The following is an 18,632-nucleotide window of genomic DNA, read 5'->3' as shown; positions in this document are numbered from 1 at the left end:
AGTATCAACCCTAGCTAATTAAGAACTATGAAACTAAATCAAATTGCCTTACTATCAATTGCTTTTGTTGCCTTTTTTGCCTGTGAAACGAAGAAAGAAACAAAGCAAGTCAAACCGTTATATGAAAGCGATTGGTCTTCGCTACAGAAACATCAAACACCACAATGGCTTTTGGATGCTAAATTTGGAATTTACTGTCATTGGGGACCGCAAACCATCGAGCTATTGCCTGGCAATGAGGAATTAAGTCGTGTGGAAGCCATTGAAAAATGGAAAGGGGAGAAATTTGATGCAAAAAAATGGGTTGATCTTTTTCAGGAAGCAGGTGCTCAATTTGGTGGTCCTGTGGCATGGCATGGAAGTGGTATGTTAAACTGGGATAGTGAATTAAGTGATTGGAATTCCGTTAAACATGGTCCTAAGGTGGATATTTATGGAGAGTTGGTTAAAGAACTTCGCAAGAGAAATATGCCAGTTGTATCTTCTTTTCATACGGGTAATTTTTGGGAGCGCATGTGGGGACGATTAAGCTGGAAAGACAGTACTTACTTGGATCCAAATCAAGATCATTCAAAATATGCTACCCTAAACGATGGCAGAATTGCAGAAGTTATTTTTGATGCTTGGTACGATAGAATTACCGAAGCCATTACTAAATATCAACCGGATATGATTTGGTTTGATGTTGGTTTTGGCGGAACTATTGGTGGCGATTTAAAAAAGTATGCTATCAGTGGACGTCTATTGCCTCATGGTGATAATTCTTTAAACTCAGTTCCTGAGGCTTATCAGCAGAAAATGTTGAGTTATTATTTTAATAAAGGCATTGAGTGGAACAAGGATGTGGAAGTGATCTATAAAACGCATGATATCCCAACAGGTATTGGTATGCGCGATATTGAAGATGGTAATCTTATCGGTCTGCAATACGATCCATGGATGGCTGATGTAAACATGCAACGTCATTTCGAATGGAAATCAACTTGGTTTTACAATCCGGTAAACAAAGTGAAGACTGCTGGTACTTTAGTAGATATGCTTGTGGATATGACTAGTAAAAACGGACGCATGTTGCTGAACGTTCCTCCGATGGCTGATGGTTCTTTTGCACCAGAGGTTACAAAGGAACTGCAGGCGATAGGCGCTTGGTTAAAAATTAATGGGGAAGCCATTTACAATACCATGCCTTGGGTATTCTTTGGTGAAGGTCCAACGGAAGTTACCAATCCAGGGCATCATGGTCAGGGAAAACAACGCGGTGAATTAATTCCAACTTATACTGCACAAGACATCCGTTTTACGCAGAATGGTAAAAATTTATATGCGATTTGCCTTGAATGGCCAGGGGAAGAGGCGCTTATTCGTACCCTTGGATCAAAAGGGAAATTATACCCTGGAGATATTAAGGCGCTAAGTTTATTAGGTTCCGATGCTAGCCTAAAATGGCAACAAACAGCAGAAGGCTTAAAAGTGAAAATGCCACAAGTAAAGCCTTGTGATTATGCCTATGTTATTAAAATCGAAAGAAAATAGTTCATCAACTTTATACATGAATTGTAACATGAATAGAATCGTAAGAGCGGTATTCTTAATTCTTCTTTTGGCATTGATACCAAGTACAATGCTGAAAGCGGAATCGGACAGGCCCAATATATTAATTCTGTTTTTGGATGATTTAGATCCTGATTTTGGCTGTTATGGAAACAAATTAACTCAAACACCAAATATTGATCAATTGGCAGGTGAGGGAATGAGGTTTACTCGGGCATATGCAACGGCTCCAGTTTGTAGTCCTAGCCATACTTCTTTATTTACAGGTTGTTATGCTTCAACGGTTGGGTGCCCACAGCATCGTAGTTCGTATATCGATAAGTTACCCGAAGCTTATACAATTTTGACTCAATTGATGAGTGAGGCGGGCTATTTTACCGTCAATTTTAAAAGCAATGGCGATCGTATGTACAATAAGATTTATGGTGCAACGGCAAAAACCGATCTGAATTTTGATAGAGGGAAGTGGGAGAACAATCAGGAGAGTGGTAAAGAGGTATTTGATCATTTGCAAATAATTGATCCTACTGATATTTCAACCTATTTTAATGGAGGCGAGTGGACAAAGAAGAGGGAAGGACAGCCTTTTTTCGCTTATGCGAATATCGAAACAGGGAAAAAACACGGTTTTGAACCCGGACGTATTTGGGCAAAAGAGCGCGGAATAGCTGTCGATTCAACTCATATTGATGTTCCTCTATACTATTCAGATAATGGAGAGGTTCGTCATATATTGGCATCGAGTTTAGATGCGGTATCCCATGTTGATTTTGAAGTTGGTAAATTTTTAGATGCTCTTGAGGAGAGTGGCTGTGCCGATAATACCATGGTCATTTTAATGTCGGATCATGGAGCAACACTACAACGACATAAGCAATGTTTGTGGTATACAGGTGTTCATATTCCCATGATATTGCGCTGGCCAAATCATATTAAAGCGGGGCAAGTAAATAAAGAGCTGGCAAGTATAATTGATATTGCTCCAACCTGTCTGCAGGCAGTAAGTGCTGAGGTTCCAAAAACAATGGAAGGACTCAATTTATTGAGTAAGGCTCCTCGTAAACGTACTTGTGTTTTTGCTACTCGCGATGGTATGGATGGCACTTTTGATTGTTCTCGAACTGTGATCACTAAAGATTTTCAATACATCCATCATTTTTTCCCAGAGCTTCCCTATTGTGAAAATAGTTATGCAAGCCGAGCATTAACTTTTAAGAGCATGAAAGACTTGCAGAAGAATAATAAATTGACCGATTTGCAAGCCATGTATTTCATAGCAAAACCGCCTTTTGAGCTGTACGATCTACAAAAGGATATCAAACAACTAAAAAACTTGGCTTTCGATGTCAAACACCAGGAACAGGTGAAAAACTATCAGCAACTTTTGTTCAAATGGCAAAAACAAACAGGTGATAAAATTATTGATGCTAGAAAATATTTAGGTGTTGATAAGGTGCCGATTAACACCAGTGTTGATGGTTTGTTGGAAATGAGAAGTAAGGAATTAGAATAGTCCAAACATAAAAAATAGACCCATGATGAAAATAAATCTATCAAAAAAACGGGTGAGTTTGTTAGCTGTAATGGCAAGCATTCTACTTTCTAGTTGTGCTCAAGAGGCGATGAAAAAGGAAGTAAAGCAAATTCCCTATGAAGCCAATTGGTCATCATTGAGAAAACACAATACACCGCAATGGCTCGAGGATGCCAAATTTGGAATTTACAGTCATTGGGGAGCTCAGTCGGTGGTGCTCGAAAGTGGAAATCCGGATATGCCACACGCAGAAGCGATTGAAAAGTGGAAAGGGGAGAAATTCTCGGCAAAAGAATGGGTGGATTTGTTCGAAAGAGCTGGAGCTCAATTTGCGGGACCTGTAGCCTGGCACGTAAATGGGATGTTGAATTGGGATTCGAAGATCACCGATTGGAATTCGGTAAAAAAAGGTCCGAAAGTTGATATTTTTGGCAGTTTGGCAAGTGAAATCCGGAAACGAGATATGAAGCTTATAGCCTCATTTCATAGTAGTACTTTGTGGGGACCAATTTCTTCTACCGATACTACTTATGTATCGCCAAAGCATGAAAATGTAGTGACAGGGACTGATCCTACTATTTATGGGAAAGAAGGTCGTTTTAGAACGGAATACCTGCAAGGTTGGTTAGAAAGAATGACGGAGGCGATGGAGCTATATCAGCCCGATATTGTTTGGACTGATGTAGGTTTTGGAGGAACGCTACAGCTTGAGAAACAGAAGGTATTGGTAGACGGAAAAATAGTTGATACAGGAAAAGCTGTTCATATGTCTGGCATTCGTGAAGATATTCAACAAGCCTATTTAAGTAGGTATTTTAACAAAGCTCAGGAATGGGGAAAAGAGGTTGGTTTTATCTATAAATCATACGATATCCCACCAGGAATAGCAATGCGCGATATCGAAAATGGAAATTTGAATGGTTTGCAATTCGATCCTTGGATGGCTGATATCAACATGCAACAGCACATGGTTTGGCCAACGGTTTGGTTTTACAATCCTAAAAACAAGCTGAAAGATGCGAACATGTTAATTGATATGTTGGCGGATATAACCAGTAAGAATGGTCGAATTTTGTTGAATGTACCTCCTAAAGCAGATGGTAGTTTCTCTGAAGAAGTGAAAAAGGAATTGTATGCTATGGGCGATTGGTTGAAATTAAACGGAGAAGCAATTTATGGAACAGCTCCTTGGGTAATTTATGGCGAAGGACCGGCAGAGGTAATTAATCCAGGACATCATGGTCAAGGAAAAAATCAGGGGAATGAAATTCCTAAGTATACCGAAAAAGACATCCGTTTTACGGAAAAAGGGGATGCTTTGTACGCGATCTGTTTGGATTGGCCAACGGATAAATTGCACATTAAAAGTTTAGGCTTTCAAGGGAAATTATATCCAGGGCAAATTAAAAATATAAGTTTGATTGGTTCAAACGACAAAATAGAATGGGAACAAACTGAAGGAGCTTTGATCGTAACTTTTCCCAAAGAAAAACCATGTGATTTTGCTTACTGTTTGAAGATGGAGAGGCGTAAAATTGTTGAAAAATAAAATTGTTAATATGCTTAAAAATAGATTGTTATTACTTGCGGGAATTGTGTTTTTCCTTATTTCTTGCCAAGCACCCAAAACGGTATGGAACATTCAAGATTATGGAGCCAAAGGAGATAGTTTGACTCTGAATACTGCTTTTATTCAAACTGCTATTGATGAGTGCAGTGAAGCGGGAGGAGGAACGGTTCTTATTCGCGATGGAATTTACGTTTCGGGAACAGTTTTACTGAAAGATAATGTGACGCTGAAAGTAGACGAAGGAGCTCAACTAATTGGTAGCGATAATCCTGGGGATTATCAAACAATTGACCCATTTACAGATGCGGTTGGACAACAACGCGGTAAATGTTTAATTGGTGCTCTAAATGCCAAAAATATCGCCATTAGCGGAAAAGGAATTATCGATGGAAGAGGGGAACTTTTTAAACGGGAGGCATTGGCAAAATGCATGAGGAAATTAAAGCTCGATGAAAGTAGACTGAATGAATTTGTGAATAACAGACCTTTTTTGCTTCGATTTGTAAAATCTTCACGAGTTACTCTTACTGATATTTCTTTACGTCAGCCAGCCGCTTGGACTTGTCATTTTTTTCAGTGTAATGATATTTTGGTGGATGGCATTACAATTTATAGTCACGCACATAAAAATAACGATGGTATCGATCTGGATTCCAGTAAAGATGCAGTAATTAAAAATTGTACCATCGATTCGGGAGATGATGCGATTTGTTTTAAAACGACGAGTCCCGTTGCTACGCAAAATGTTCAGGTGAGCAATTGTCGTTTAAAAAGCGATTGGGGAACCATCAAGTTTGGAACCGAATCGATGGGTGACTTTCGCGATATTTCAATTACGAATTGCTACATCCACGAAACGCGTGGTGGCGGTATTAAGATTTTGAGTGTTGATGGTGCAAATATCGATAACATCAAGATGGACAGCATTCAAATGGAGAAGGTGGACATGCCAATTTTTATTCGCTTGGGAGAGCGATTAAGAACTTATCGTGATGCTCCAAAACAAGAGGTAGGAAGTATAAATAATGTGACCATCAGTAATGTTGTAGCAACTACTTGGGATTTGGAAGAATCAAGAGTTTCTCCACCATCAGGAATTTTTATGACGGGTACAAAAAATCATCCACTTGGTGCTGTTAAATTAGAAAACATCCAAATTTATTTGCCTGGGAGAGGAACGAAAGAACAAGCAAAAGTAATAGTTCCCGAAGATGAAGAAAAGTATCCGGAATTTAGCTTTTTTGGAGTTTTGCCTTCTTATGGAATTATGGGACGACATATGGAAACTCTAAGGATTTCAAATTTGGTAATCCAAACAGAAGCAAAAGATGAGAGGCTTCCTGTTGTCATGTTAAACGTACAAAATCAACAAGTAGTTGAGGCTAAAATTAACGGAGAACAATATCAAATTCAATAACAGAATAAATAAAAAAATCATGTGTTTCAAACAAAAAAATATTGGTATACTGCTCATTTTCATGAGTTTGTTTTTGGTGTCAGGTGCGAAAGAGGTTTTTGCAAAGAAAATTAAAAAGCAGAATGTATTACTTATTTTTACTGATGATCATCGTTATTCAGGGGTGCATGCATTGGGTCATCAGCAAGTTAAAACGCCAAATATCGATGCTTTAGCAACTAATGGTATCGCATTTACGAATGCTTATTTAATGGGATCATTTTCTGGAGCTACTTGTGTGCCTAGTCGTGCCATGTTGCATACCGGACGTCAATTGTTTCATTTAAAAGGGGAAGGACACTTCATTCCAGAAGATCAAACAACTATCGGAGAGAGATTTAACGAGGCTGGATACAATACTCAAATGGTTGGGAAATGGCATCAGGATAATAATTCCTTAGTGCGTTCATTCGATTCGGGATCAACCGTGATGGGACGTGGTCTTTACCTTACCGACCATTTTCGAATGCCTCTTTGGGATTGGGATAAAGAAGCAAAGTTTAGTAATGATGATGCTTATTTACTGGTTTACGATGAGAATGGAAATACCGTTCGAAGAGCACTCACAAAAGAGGATAAACGCGGACCAACAGGAACGGAAGAAGATGGACCTCATACATCTGAAATATTTGCTGATAAAGCAATAAATTATATTGAAAGCTATAAAGAAAAAGATCCATTTTTCATGTATCTGGCTTTTCATGCACCTCACGATCCTCGTCAGGCACCACAAAAATATCGGGATATGTATCCTGCTGACAGCATTCAATTGCCACCTTCCTATATGCCACAGCATCCTTTCGATAATGGTCATATGGTTTTGCGCGATGAGGCTTTGGCTCCGTGGCCAAGAACTCCAGAAGTTGCACGTCAGCATTTGGCTGATTATTATGCGATTATTACACATTTGGATGCTCAAATTGGACGAGTAATTACAGCCTTGAAAGAAAGTGGACAGTATGAGAATACCTTAATTGTTTTTGCAGGAGATAGTGGTTTGGCGGTTGGTTGTCATGGTTTAATTGGCAAGCAAAGTGTTTACGATGAGGATGGTGTTCATGTGCCATTTATTATTTCTGGTGCAAATGGGGCCGAGAAAGGAAAAAGAATTGATGCCTTGACTTATACTTATGATATTTTTCCAACTATTTGTGATTTAACGAACTTGTCTATTCCCGAATCGGTGGATGGAAAAAGTTTAGTGCCGGTGATTAAAGGAGAAAAAAAACAAGTGAGAGATTATACCTATCATGCGTACCGTCAGCATCAACGGGCATATCGTAAAGGAGATTATAAACTGATTGAATTCGTTCGGGCAAAGGATTTTTCGAAACAAAAAGGAGAGTTCGTGTCCGGATCAAGAGTCACACTTTTGTTTAATATCAAGAATGATCCTTGGGAAACAACTAATCTTTCATTCCTGCCTGAATATGAGGAAGTTTTGAAAGTAATGAGAATAGAAATGAAGGAGAAAGCTGTTGAATTAGGAGATTATAAAGAACACATCGATTATGCCTATGATTTTTGGGATTTTTATTAATTAAAATGTAGGGTCATAGCATGCTATGACCTATGACCTATGACCGATCATTGTGCAGCATATATAAAACTGTAATCAATTCTTTAATTAGAATTGTTTGCAGTTTTTTTATTTCTCCACTTTGGTCATGAAAAACACACTAATTCCGCCTAAAATAAAGAAGATGATACCAGCTAATATCAAAGCCGAAGCAAGGGTGTAATGGTCGGTGTACCATCCTAAAAAAGGACCAATAATGGCAAAGCAAATTCGAATAATAAAATTACGCACCGAAAGTACCGTGGCTCTCATTTCTGATGCCGTAATTTGGTTGATGTAATTTTTTAAAACAGGAGTCGCAATTCCACGCACAAAATAGAAAAAGAAAAGGACACCAATCCCAATTAAAGAATTAAACCATCCTGTTAATATAAAGCCAGCCGATATTCCAATAACGATAAAAACAGAAGTGCCTGTTTTGCCAAGATATCCCTCTACTCGATGTGCTGAAAGGGCTACGAAGCCGACGGTTAAGTTCAAAAGTGTCCAGATGATTCCAATGGTACTTACTTCTAGTTCTAAATCACGCAAGTAAGGTTGAATGAACCAAGCCAATGTTAGTGTTGCCGATCCAATTACCGAAGAGAGTACAATATTCCAACGCAATTTAGCATTGTCCCAAAGTGAGAATTTTACAATGCTTAAAATATGCTTAAATCCAACTTTTATTTTGATGGAATTTTGATTTGGATCAACTAATAAAATGGAAGCTGGAATGGCTATGAATGCAATAAATGATTGAAAAATAAAGGGTGTTCTCAGGCTAATTAAAGCCAAACTGCCACCGGCGATGCCAGCTAAGGCTTCTGCAAAATTACCAACCGACATTACTCTGCTTTCTTGTTTTAGATATTCTTTTTCTCTGTCCATTTTAAGCAGACTATCGTAAAGCATAGCAGAATCGGAACCGGATATAAAACTACTGCCAATTCCTAGTATTAATTCTGCAAGTAAGAAGCCACTAAATTCGGAGCTAAAAGAGTAGACTACAAAGCCCAAGCAACCTAAAATAGAACCTAGAATGAGTGATTTTTTTCGGCCCCAAACGTCGGCAATGTATCCCGAAGGAATTTCGAGGGCAACAACAGCAACAGAATAAATCCCCTTTAGGGTTAATACATCCTGCATACTCAAACCATTCTCCTGATAAAAGAGCACAATAATGGGCATGGTAAGCATAAACCACTTGGCAATTTTAATCAAATACAGTTTGGGAATATTTCCGGAAATGGATCTCGTCATCGCTTTAATTTGAATTGCAAAGATACACGCTCATTCGGAATAGAAAAGTCTTTGCTTTTGATTATTTGATGGTCATGTTTTTGTTTCTTAAGAAAAATGGAATGGCTTTTGTGCTCATATTGAGTAATCTACGGATTTGTGAAGGACGTGAGTTTTCTATTTTTCACAATTAATCAAGCTATCCTTAAATCGGAATTAATTGATGAGGCTAGCGAATATATTTTGTGTAAATTTAGAAGAAGTGGTGTTGGTTTTGTGAGCTGTAGTAAAACAGGAAGAGATAATATCAAATCTAAAATATTTGAACTATGGGAATGACATTAATCGAAAAAATTCTAGCAAATCACTCCAAAGAGAGTGTTGTGAAACCTGGCGAAATTGTTGATATTGAAATAGATATTCGTGCGGCGCGAGATTTTGGTGGTGCCAATGTAGTTAAGAATATGCAGGAGTATAACCTAACAATTGCCGATCCAAAAAAGACTTTTTTTACTTTCGATTGTAATCCTACGGGGTCGGATCAGAAATATGCAGTAAATCAACAAATATGTAGATTGTTTGCTCGTGATAATGGTGTGAAGGTATTTGATATTAATGTGGGGATAGGAACGCATACTTTAATTGAGCAAGGTCTGGCTTATTCGGGAATTACAGCCGTAACTACCGATTCTCATGCCAATATATTGGGTGCTGTAGGTGCATTCGGACAGGGAATGGGCGATAAAGACATTGCAGTAGCTATTCACAAAGGGAAGCTGTGGTTCAAAGTTCCTAAAAGCGTAAAAATTAATCTTAACGGGAAACGACCAGAGGGAATTTTTGCGAAGGACATCGTTTTGGGACTATTGAATCGATTTGGAGCGAATTCCCTTCTCGGATATGCCGTCGAGATTTATGGCGAAGAGGTGGATCATCTTACGCTTGATGAAAGAATTACCATTTCATCGATGGCTACCGAAATGGGCTGTATTATTATTCTATTTACGCCTAATGAGGCTATTATGGAATACGCTGAGTATCGTAGTGGAAAAAAAATCGATGTAGTAAGAGCAGATTTTGATGCTGAGTACGATCAAGTGTTTGAAATGGATATTGAAAAGTTTGTTCCTCGTGTTTCCTTGCCAGGTGAGCCTCATAATACCGTTCCAGTTGGTAAAGCTAAAGGAGTGAAAATTGATTCTGCTTTTATTGGAAGCTGTACCAATGGACGCATGGAAGATTTTCGAATCGTGGCAAACATCCTAAAAGGGAAAAAGGTAGCTCCGGGTGTCGTTTTTAAAATTGTTCCTGCAACCGACGAAATATGGAAGGAATGTTTAAAAGAAGGTTTACTAAATATATTTAAAGAAGCTGGAGCCTTGGTTTCTAATGCCGGATGCGCAGGTTGTGCGGCTGGTCAGGTTGGCCAAAATGGAGTTGGTGAAGTGACGATTAGCACTGGGAACAGAAATTTCCCTGGCAAACAGGGCAAAGGACTGGTTTATTTAGCTTCACCAGCTACGGTAACAGCATCTGCCATTGCTGGTTGTATTGTTCCGCACAACGAAATACCAGAGCTTCCCGTTACATTTGGTACTGGAAAAGCAAAATTAAAAGAGGTGGGGACAATGCTTCATTCAGGACATAAGACCATCGATAAACCGAAGAGAATTGAAGGGCGCGTGTGGTACATTCCCATGGATAATATCGATACAGATATGATTTTCCACAACCGCTATCTTTCCATTACTGAGATGGAGGAAATGGGACAATATACTTTCGATAATTTAATGGGATACGAAGAATTCGCACGAAAAGCCATGCCTGGAGATATTGTGATTGCGCACAAAAATTTTGGAAGCGGTAGTTCTCGTCAGCAAGCGGTGGATTGTTTTAAAGCACTGGGAATACAAGCAATTGTTGCGGAATCCTACGGGGCAATTTACGAGCGAAATGCGATTAATGCAGCTTTTCCAATCATGACCTGCGATACAATTTTAAAACTGAATTTAAAGGATGGGGATACTATTCGATTGGATTTTGAGACTGGTAAAATCACCAATATATCTAAGAATATCTCTGTAATTGGAGAGCGTTTCTCCGAAGTTCAGTTGGAGATTTACCAGAATGGTGGACTGTTTTAAATTTTAATCACAAAGAAAAACGAAGGATAACACGAAGTTACATCAAGAAAAAACAAGAAAATTCTTTGTGTGACTTTGAGAATTACTTAGATTGTCCTTTGTGGTTAAAAATACATTACGATCATGCAAAATTTAACTTTCGTTGAAAAAGTATTGCGGGCAAAATGTGGTAGTATCGTTTTCAAAACGCCCGATATTGTTTTAACTCACGACAATACGGTGAGTATTAAAAATACATTCGAGAAAATGGGAGGTCATCAGGTGAAAAATCCTGATCATCTGTTAGTTGTGTTGGATCACAATGCACCTCCTACCAATGCGAAGTTAGCTACCGATTATCAGAAGGTGCGAGATTTGGTCCAAGAGCAAGGAATCAAGAAATTCTACGATGCAGGCTCAGGAATTTGTCATCAAATCATGTCTTATCATGCCAAATCAGGAATGTTAATCGTTGGTAGCGATAGTCATACATGCACAGCAGGCGCATTTAACGCCTTAGCTGTTGGTATCGATCGCACCGAAGCCGCCGGATTGTGGAAAAGGAGCGAGACATGGTTTCGAGTGCCCGAATCCATTAAAATTACTCTAAAAGGCAAGTTGCCCGAAGGTGTTTATGCAAAAGATCTTTCTTTATGGATCATTGGGATGATAGGTGCTGCTGGGGCTAATTATATGTCTATTGAATATCATGGGACCGGGGTAAAGAATCTTTCCATTTCGGAACGCATGACCTTGGCAAATTTAGCTTCTGAAATGGGGGCTAAGAATGCGGTTTTTCCTCCCGATAAGGTTCTGGAAGACTTTTACGGACAGAAGATAAAAGGCGTTTGGGCCGACGAAGGAGCGCGATATTTTAAAGAATACGAAATTAGTTTGAATGATTTAGTTCCATTGCTTGCAGTGCCGCATCAAGTCGATAATGTAAAAGCGATATCAGAAATAAACAGCGTAAAGGTAAATCAGGGCTTAATTGGAACTTGTACGAACGGACGATTAGACGATTTGGAAATTGCAAGTAAAATTGTGGATGGGAAGCAGCTTGCTGGCGGATTTCAGTTGTTAATTGCTCCAGCATCGAAAGATATTTATTTAGAAGCTATCGAGAAGGGAATTATCACCAAATTGATGAAAGCCGGAGCTACTATTTTGGGTGCTTCCTGCGGTCCTTGTTTGGGCACCGGACAAGGAATTCCTGCTGATGGATTTACTGTGATTTCGACGGCGAACAGAAATTTTTTAGGTCGAATGGGCAATAAAACGGCTCAAATATATCTTGCTTCTCCGGCTACGGTAGCCTGTTCTGCACTTACAGGGGAGATTACCGATCCCAGAATCGATGCTTCCAGACAAATAAAATTTCCATTTCAAAAACAACAGATTAGCACCATTCTAATTCAGGAATCGGACAATCGCAAATCGAATGGTGTTTGGGATTATTCCGATATTGATCATTTAAATACCGACCAAATGTTTGCGGGAAACTTAACTTACGAGGTTCTGAGTTCCGATCCGGAAGGAATTCGACCCTATTTGTTCAAGGGATTCGATGATTCTTTTGCTGATGGAGTAGAGGAGGGGGATATTTTAATTGCTGGGGAGAATTTTGGTTGTGGTAGTTCCAGAGAGCATCCGGCAGTTGGTTTGGCACATGCAGGAGTACGCGCCGTTATCGTAAAATCAGTCAACCGGATATTTTATCGCTCGGCTATTAATCAGGGATTACTACTCATTGTAAACAGGAAAATTGTCGATTCTTATCAGAAAAATGATGTGCTTAGGCTTGATTTTCAGGAAGGAGTCGTTCAGATTGGCGAAAAACGATTCGAAATACCCGCTTTGCCCGATAAACTGCAACAAATAATTAAATGTAAAGGCCTTGTGAACTGGGTAAGAACTGAGATTTAAGCTCTTACTTGCTGGTAGGTGATTTTTACTGAAAAAAAACAAGGAAATACTTGCTTAGGAAAGCAATAAATCCCTATATTTGCATCGCCTTTTAAAGGAATGGTCCAGTAGCTCAGTTGGATTAGAGCAATAGCCTTCTAAGCTATAGGTCCCAGGTTCGAGCCCTGGCTGGATCACTCATTTTTAAAAAGGCAAAAAAAGAAAAAACAAGGATGGTCCAGTAGCTCAGTTGGATTAGAGCAATAGCCTTCTAAGCTATAGGTCCCAGGTTCGAGCCCTGGCTGGATCACAAAGCCGATACGAAAGTATCGGCTTTTTTGTTTTTAATATCTTCATGAATAATATCAATAGGTTAACCAAACTGCATAAACTCTCTTGTAATTCAATTAACATAGATTTCATTATCGGAGTTAATAATCGCTTATTTTTCATATCTTTGATTAGACAATTGAATACGACATTGAAAATGAAGATATTCTTTGGTGTGTTAGTCCTAACTATCCAAAATTTAAAATTTTCAAAGCCGATATTGTGGAAATACAAAGGGTTTGCTTTGTGTATAATCCTAAATAAAGTTGTTTGTATAACTTCATATATGAGGTGTTAAATCCCATTCGAGGAAGCCAATGAAGCAATTTTAAATTTAATCCACCTCCAAATTCTAAGAAATAATATTGATAAATTTTTTATTCTAAACAGTGTTGCGATCTTATTTGATCGTTTTTTCATGTGTCTAAATAAGAAAAAAGTAACGTATTTATTACCATCTCTCGAAAAAAAGTAATATATTCATTACTAGTTGTTGCAAAAGGTAATATTTCCATTACCTTTATAGCATGAAAATTAAACAGGCAATCAAGCTCATTGAATTGGATGGGTGGAGCTTGGTTAGAACACGAGGCGATCATCGCCAGTATAGACATCCTATAAAAAAAGGTTTAGTCACCATTGCAGGTAAATTTAGTGACGATCTTAAAAAAGGAACAGAAAACAGTATTTTTAAACAGGCAGGACTTAAATAGTCCTGCCAAAAAAAATAATTATAAAATTACATAATTGTAAAATTGTTGCGCTTTGAAAGGTTAAACTTTAACAAAAAGCATAACATTCAAATCTTTACATCAAAAAATTTTACATTATGTAACCCAATTAAACATTGTTTAATTATAATCGAGAACAAACCAAAAAGCTATGGAAAATGTAATTGTAATTGTGGAAAAAACCGACACCGGCTATTCAGCTTATACTGAAGATCTGATTGGTTGCGTAGCTGCGGGAGACACATTTGAGAGTGTAAAGGAAAATATGCGAGAAGCTATTGACTTTCATTTAGAAGGATTAGTCGAATTTGATGAAGTGATCCCTGAGAAATTCCAAGATGATTATGAACTTATTTTTGATTTAGATCTTTATGCGTTCTTTGATTGGGTCTCTGGTATGTTGACTAGATCAGGTATTGCAAATATATCTGGATTGAATGCTAGTTTAGTTAGTCAATATGCAAATGGGTTAAAAACACCAAGTAAAAGACAATTAAAAAAGATTGAAAAAGGTATTCATCAATTCGGAGCAGACCTACAAGCCATTACTCTTTAGAGAGTTAGTTTATAATCCAAAGCCCACTAGACAGTGTGGCTTTTTTTATGCCTAAAATGTGTATTTACTCCTCTTTTCTAACGAAAGAACCTAGAATTTAACTTATCAACATCAAGTCCAATTTAGTAATCGTATAACAATTACTTATATTAACAAATACTTGCAAAAAATATACAAATTCGAATCCTATCGGCCCGACAAAGCAAAACAAAAGCGACTACATTAATTGTAGTCGCTTTTCTTATTTTACGATTGCAGTTGCAGTAGTTTTTCATAACTTTGAAAGTGGTAAAGTTCAAAACTATAAAATGAAGTGATAAAGTTTAAGATAATTGGAATTATTTCACTAAGGAGGAATTAAGAATAACTTTAAAAAGGAAACATCCACGCAAGAATAAACTCAAAATAAGAACATCTAATATATTGAAATGAAGTTATTAATCATACATTTAGGTGACATTCACCTTAAGTCAGAGGAAGATATAGTACTTAGGAGGGTTGAAAAAATTACTGATACCATTAAAAACAATATTCATGGTTATAAGTCTATATTTATTTGTGTCACTGGAGATATAGCATTTTCTGGAGCTGAAAAGCAATATAATATTGCTGAAAAGTTTTTTAATAATATAAAGACGGAATTAGAACGATATACAACTATTCCAATTCATTTTATATTTGTTCCTGGGAATCATGATTGTATTCTTAAATCTGACGATCAACAGATTAGTGGAGAATTAGATGTGAGAAATGTTTTAATTCAAACGATAAGAAAACAGGACGATTCTATAGCAACTGGATTAATTAATAATTGTACAAAAATTCAATCCAATTTTTTTAAGTTTGAAGAGAAACTTACTATTGTTCCTTTAGTGAATAAAGATAATGTTTATAAAGCATTTGAATTTACATTTGGTAATGAAAAGGTTTTATTTTTAGGATTCAATACAGCTTGGATTTCCACTCTTCCAGAAAAAGCAGGTCAACTTAAATTTCCATTAGATTTAATTCCTAATATCTGTGAAGATTATTCATTAGTAGTCAGTTTGCAACATCACACTTTTAATTGGCTTGAACCAAATAACTCAAAACACTTTATCAACAGCATCTCTAAAACAGTTGATATAATACTAACAGGCCATGAACATGTATCTGACGCAAAGACTGTTATTGATAATAATAATAGTTTTACTGAATTTGTGGATGGTGGTGTTTTACAAGAATCTTCTAGACCAGAATTAAGTGAGTTTAATATTCTAAATGTTGATACGATTAACAAAAGATTTAATTATCAGAAGCTGTCATGGATTAATGATAAATATTGCAAAGAACAAGGAATCACTAAAGATTTTTCTAGATACTCAAAATCATCTTCAAAAAAGTTGGAATTTAGTTCGGATTTCAAAGCGTATTTAAATGATCCCAGTGCGACTTTTACACATCCACATAAAGATGATATCACTTTAGATGATTTATACATTTATCCAGATTTACAAGAAATAGGAGATGATAATAGTACTGCTTCTGCTGATAATAAATCAGCTAAATTATTGGAAGATGAGTTGCCTATATTAAAAAGAGTTCTAATAACTGGAGAGGAAAGATCAGGTAAAACAACATTACTTAAAAACTATACAATAAAGTTATTTGAAAATGGATATATTCCAATTTTAATTAAAGGAAAAGAAATTAGTAGCACTTCAATTGATGAATTTGTTAATGTTGCCTCTAACCAATTTAATAAGCAATTTCAAAATAGTGAAAATATTATATTTGATCAACTTGATTATTCTAAAGTTTTTATAATAATTGACGATCTGGAGAATATTAGTATTACCAATCCTAAATATAAAAATAGATTCTTTTCTAACATTAAAGAGTATTTTCAAAATATTATCACAACAGGGGATCAGGCAATAAAGTTTCAAGAGTTTTTATCATCATCTTATGTAACTTTTGATGATTTTAAAAAATATGATTTAAAGGCATTTGGACACCTTCTTCAATATAAACTGATAAGACAGTGGCACACTATTGGCTTACATGATTATATATCTCAAGAGGCTCTCACATATAAAATAGATGAGAGTATGGATACAATCAAAAATGTAATTGGTAAAAATCTTGTCCCTGCATATCCGATCTTCATTTTAACAATATTGCAAGCTTCGGAATCATTTACAAATAGAAGTAAAAATGTAAGCAGCTATGGTTTTTATTATGAACTTTTATTAAAAGACGCTTTATACAAAGTACTTCGCGAAGACGATGAAATCTATCTGTATTTTAATATATTAAGTGAATTTGCTTATTTTCTTTATGATGAGAAATTAAATAATATTTCTAAAGATAATTTTGAAGATTTTATTGACAAGTATTGTGAGGATTATAAAATTACTCTTAATTGTGAAAAAATAATTAAAAACCTTAAAAAGGCACATTATTTTACTGATATTGAATTTTTAATAGAGTTCAGATATAGTTATATATACTATTTTTTTCTTGCTAGTTATATGGCTAGTAATATAACATCTAAAGAAGTTTTAGAAAGTCTTTCTTTCATGTGCGGTAGATTGCACAAGGTAGATTATTCAAATATTATAATGTTTCTTACTCATCTCTCCAATGATTCAATTGTTAGAGATACTCTACTAAAAACGGCCAATGATCTATTTCCTGATGTTACCGCTATTGAACTTGACGGTGATGTTCGGGATATAAATTCATTATCTATAAAATATACTCCGCTCGTATTTAATCCTAATCATGATGTTGAGAAGTTTAGGGAAGATCAATTTCAAAATCAAGATAATTTAGAAAACAAAAGTGTAGCAACCGAAAATGACCGTTCAAATCAAAATGGGAATAAGACAAATTTGGAAGGAGAAATACAGGAAGAATTAGATTTTTCCTCGGAATTAAATAAGGCCATGAAAACAATGGAAATTATAGGCCAAATAGCTAAAAAACATTATGGGTCTATAAAAGGGGATGATAAATCAAAACTTGTTTTATCGACATTTAAGTTAGGATTGCGCAGTTTAAGTTACATTTTAAGTTTTTTTAATGATGTAAATAATTATATACTAAGTGAACTTAAATCAAAAATCAAAGAGAAAAAGATTGAAACTAAAACTGAAATAGAAACTGAAGCTAAAACTTTACTTTTCAATTTATATACTATAGTTTGTTTCATAATGATTCAAAAGATTGGATCTTCAATCGGTTCTCCTAAATTATCTCAAATATACAAAGAGATTTGCGAACAAAATCCTATTAATTCATATAAACTAATTAGAGCATCAGTACAACTTGATTCTAGCACTAGTCTTCCAATTTCGGAAATTGAAAAACTTTATGAAGAAGTTAAAAGTAATTCTCTTGCAAAAAAAACATTGCAATTTCTAGTGTTGCAACATTTAAACTATTATCCAATTAGTGATTATAGAATTAAGCAGCGTTTGTGTGATACTGTGGAAATAGAATGGGAAGAGCAACGAAAATTGGAAGTTAAATCTAGAGATTATAAAAAGAGTCATAATGAGAATAGACAATAGGGTGGAGTATTGTTAGCCTTAATCTTTCGCCGATATTAGTTATTAACAGGTGGTAATAAAGTGTTTTCGATTTGGAGCGTGAGGTTGAGAAATTGAATTATCACTTTGATATCGATAATTATTAATGTTATTTTAATTTTTACAATTGGTTTTTCTTGAAACATATATCTTCTTCATTTTGTTTCTCAGTAAGAGAAGGTAAATTAAATATATTTTATAGCTTTAATAAGCAGTTTTAAGCAGAATTTTAAAGTGTTGATATACTAGCGATCTGTTTGAATTATCAAATTTGTAGTACTCATACAGTACCTGTACTGATATATAAACTATTTTTACTACTATAGTGGTAAAACTACTAATACAAAAATAAGGAGATCCAAATGGGTCTCCTTTATAGTACCCTCGTTTTGTTGGACCAAGATTTCTGTTTTCTAAGTTGAATTTAAGCTGCCATATTATAGATTATAAACGGCTTCTTCCTATCGATGCCTTGATGATCTCTGTTATGATATCTATCAA

General features: G+C 36.0%; 11 protein-coding genes and 2 tRNA genes. 12 read left to right on the top strand and 1 reads right to left on the bottom strand.

Annotation, left to right across the window (positions count from 1 at the left end; genetic code table 11):
• Positions 1–27: 27 nt before the first annotated feature.
• From BZG02_RS02755 to BZG02_RS02735, 5 genes are read left to right on the top strand one after another with little or no spacing between them, the layout of a single operon-like run.
• Complete coding sequence (locus BZG02_RS02755) at positions 28–1,533, top strand: alpha-L-fucosidase (protein ID WP_101259891.1); 1,506 nt, start codon at positions 28–30, stop codon at positions 1,531–1,533.
• On the top strand, positions 1,502–3,064 hold the full coding sequence (locus BZG02_RS02750; RefSeq protein WP_101259890.1) for a sulfatase family protein: 1,563 nt from the start codon (positions 1,502–1,504) through the stop codon (positions 3,062–3,064). The genes BZG02_RS02755 and BZG02_RS02750 overlap by 32 nt, the downstream gene beginning before the upstream one ends.
• A gap of 22 nt (positions 3,065–3,086) precedes the next feature.
• Positions 3,087–4,634: an alpha-L-fucosidase gene (locus BZG02_RS02745; RefSeq protein ID WP_101259889.1), complete on the top strand. Its 1,548-nt coding sequence runs from the start codon at positions 3,087–3,089 to the stop codon at positions 4,632–4,634.
• 10 nt (positions 4,635–4,644) lie between these two features.
• Positions 4,645–6,072 carry a glycoside hydrolase family 28 protein gene (locus BZG02_RS02740; RefSeq protein ID WP_101260281.1) on the top strand — a complete coding sequence of 476 codons (1,428 nt, stop codon included), beginning with the start codon at positions 4,645–4,647 and terminating at the stop codon, positions 6,070–6,072.
• Between the two features lie 19 nt (positions 6,073–6,091).
• The gene (locus tag BZG02_RS02735) at positions 6,092–7,651 is read left to right on the top strand and encodes a sulfatase family protein (protein WP_218972127.1); all 1,560 of its coding nucleotides are present in this window, start codon (positions 6,092–6,094) and stop codon (positions 7,649–7,651) included.
• Between the two features lie 108 nt (positions 7,652–7,759).
• Here the strand turns inward: BZG02_RS02735 and BZG02_RS02730 are convergent, their stop codons facing one another.
• Positions 7,760–8,932, bottom strand: coding sequence for an MFS transporter (locus BZG02_RS02730; protein ID WP_218972126.1), 1,173 nt, complete (start codon positions 8,930–8,932; stop codon positions 7,760–7,762).
• A gap of 308 nt (positions 8,933–9,240) precedes the next feature.
• Between BZG02_RS02730 and BZG02_RS02725 the strand changes: the two genes are divergently transcribed.
• The 7 genes from BZG02_RS02725 to BZG02_RS02695 all read left to right on the top strand — a co-directional run bounded on the left by BZG02_RS02725 (position 9,241) and on the right by BZG02_RS02695 (position 18,113).
• Positions 9,241–11,055, top strand: coding sequence for an aconitase/3-isopropylmalate dehydratase large subunit family protein (locus BZG02_RS02725; RefSeq protein ID WP_218972125.1), 1,815 nt, complete (start codon positions 9,241–9,243; stop codon positions 11,053–11,055).
• A gap of 123 nt (positions 11,056–11,178) precedes the next feature.
• A complete protein-coding gene (locus tag BZG02_RS02720) occupies positions 11,179–12,960 on the top strand; it encodes an aconitase/3-isopropylmalate dehydratase large subunit family protein (protein ID WP_101259887.1) in 1,782 nt (593 codons plus the stop codon).
• Positions 12,961–13,061: 101 nt separating this feature from the next.
• Positions 13,062–13,136: transfer RNA gene (locus tag BZG02_RS02715), tRNA-Arg, on the top strand.
• Between the two features lie 38 nt (positions 13,137–13,174).
• Positions 13,175–13,249 (top strand) — tRNA-Arg (locus tag BZG02_RS02710).
• 547 nt (positions 13,250–13,796) lie between these two features.
• A complete protein-coding gene (locus BZG02_RS02705) occupies positions 13,797–13,982 on the top strand; it encodes a type II toxin-antitoxin system HicA family toxin (RefSeq protein ID WP_101259886.1) in 186 nt (61 codons plus the stop codon).
• 169 nt (positions 13,983–14,151) lie between these two features.
• A complete protein-coding gene (locus BZG02_RS02700; protein WP_101259885.1) occupies positions 14,152–14,556 on the top strand; it encodes a type II toxin-antitoxin system HicB family antitoxin in 405 nt (134 codons plus the stop codon).
• A 428-nt stretch (positions 14,557–14,984) separates the two neighbouring features.
• Positions 14,985–18,113, top strand: a complete 3,129-nt coding sequence (locus BZG02_RS02695) for an anti-phage protein (protein ID WP_101259884.1) — start codon at positions 14,985–14,987, stop codon at positions 18,111–18,113.
• The last annotated feature ends 519 nt before the right edge of the window (positions 18,114–18,632 follow it).

The organism is Labilibaculum filiforme (assembly GCF_002843315.1).
Classification (GTDB): domain Bacteria; phylum Bacteroidota; class Bacteroidia; order Bacteroidales; family Marinifilaceae; genus Labilibaculum; species Labilibaculum filiforme.
The sequence above is the reverse complement of the archived record's forward strand: the minus strand, read 5'-3'. Positions and strand labels throughout refer to the sequence as shown.

Coding starts and splice junctions, on each gene's coding strand:
- BZG02_RS02755 (WP_101259891.1), top strand. CDS start 28: ATGAAACTAAATCAAATTGCCTTACTATCAATTGCTTTTGTTGCCTTT.
- BZG02_RS02750 (WP_101259890.1), top strand. CDS start 1,502: ATGCCTATGTTATTAAAATCGAAAGAAAATAGTTCATCAACTTTATAC.
- BZG02_RS02745 (WP_101259889.1), top strand. CDS start 3,087: ATGATGAAAATAAATCTATCAAAAAAACGGGTGAGTTTGTTAGCTGTA.
- BZG02_RS02740 (WP_101260281.1), top strand. CDS start 4,645: ATGCTTAAAAATAGATTGTTATTACTTGCGGGAATTGTGTTTTTCCTT.
- BZG02_RS02735 (WP_218972127.1), top strand. CDS start 6,092: ATGTGTTTCAAACAAAAAAATATTGGTATACTGCTCATTTTCATGAGT.
- BZG02_RS02730 (WP_218972126.1), bottom strand. CDS start 8,932: ATGACGAGATCCATTTCCGGAAATATTCCCAAACTGTATTTGATTAAA.
- BZG02_RS02725 (WP_218972125.1), top strand. CDS start 9,241: ATGGGAATGACATTAATCGAAAAAATTCTAGCAAATCACTCCAAAGAG.
- BZG02_RS02720 (WP_101259887.1), top strand. CDS start 11,179: ATGCAAAATTTAACTTTCGTTGAAAAAGTATTGCGGGCAAAATGTGGT.
- BZG02_RS02705 (WP_101259886.1), top strand. CDS start 13,797: ATGAAAATTAAACAGGCAATCAAGCTCATTGAATTGGATGGGTGGAGC.
- BZG02_RS02700 (WP_101259885.1), top strand. CDS start 14,152: ATGGAAAATGTAATTGTAATTGTGGAAAAAACCGACACCGGCTATTCA.
- BZG02_RS02695 (WP_101259884.1), top strand. CDS start 14,985: ATGAAGTTATTAATCATACATTTAGGTGACATTCACCTTAAGTCAGAG.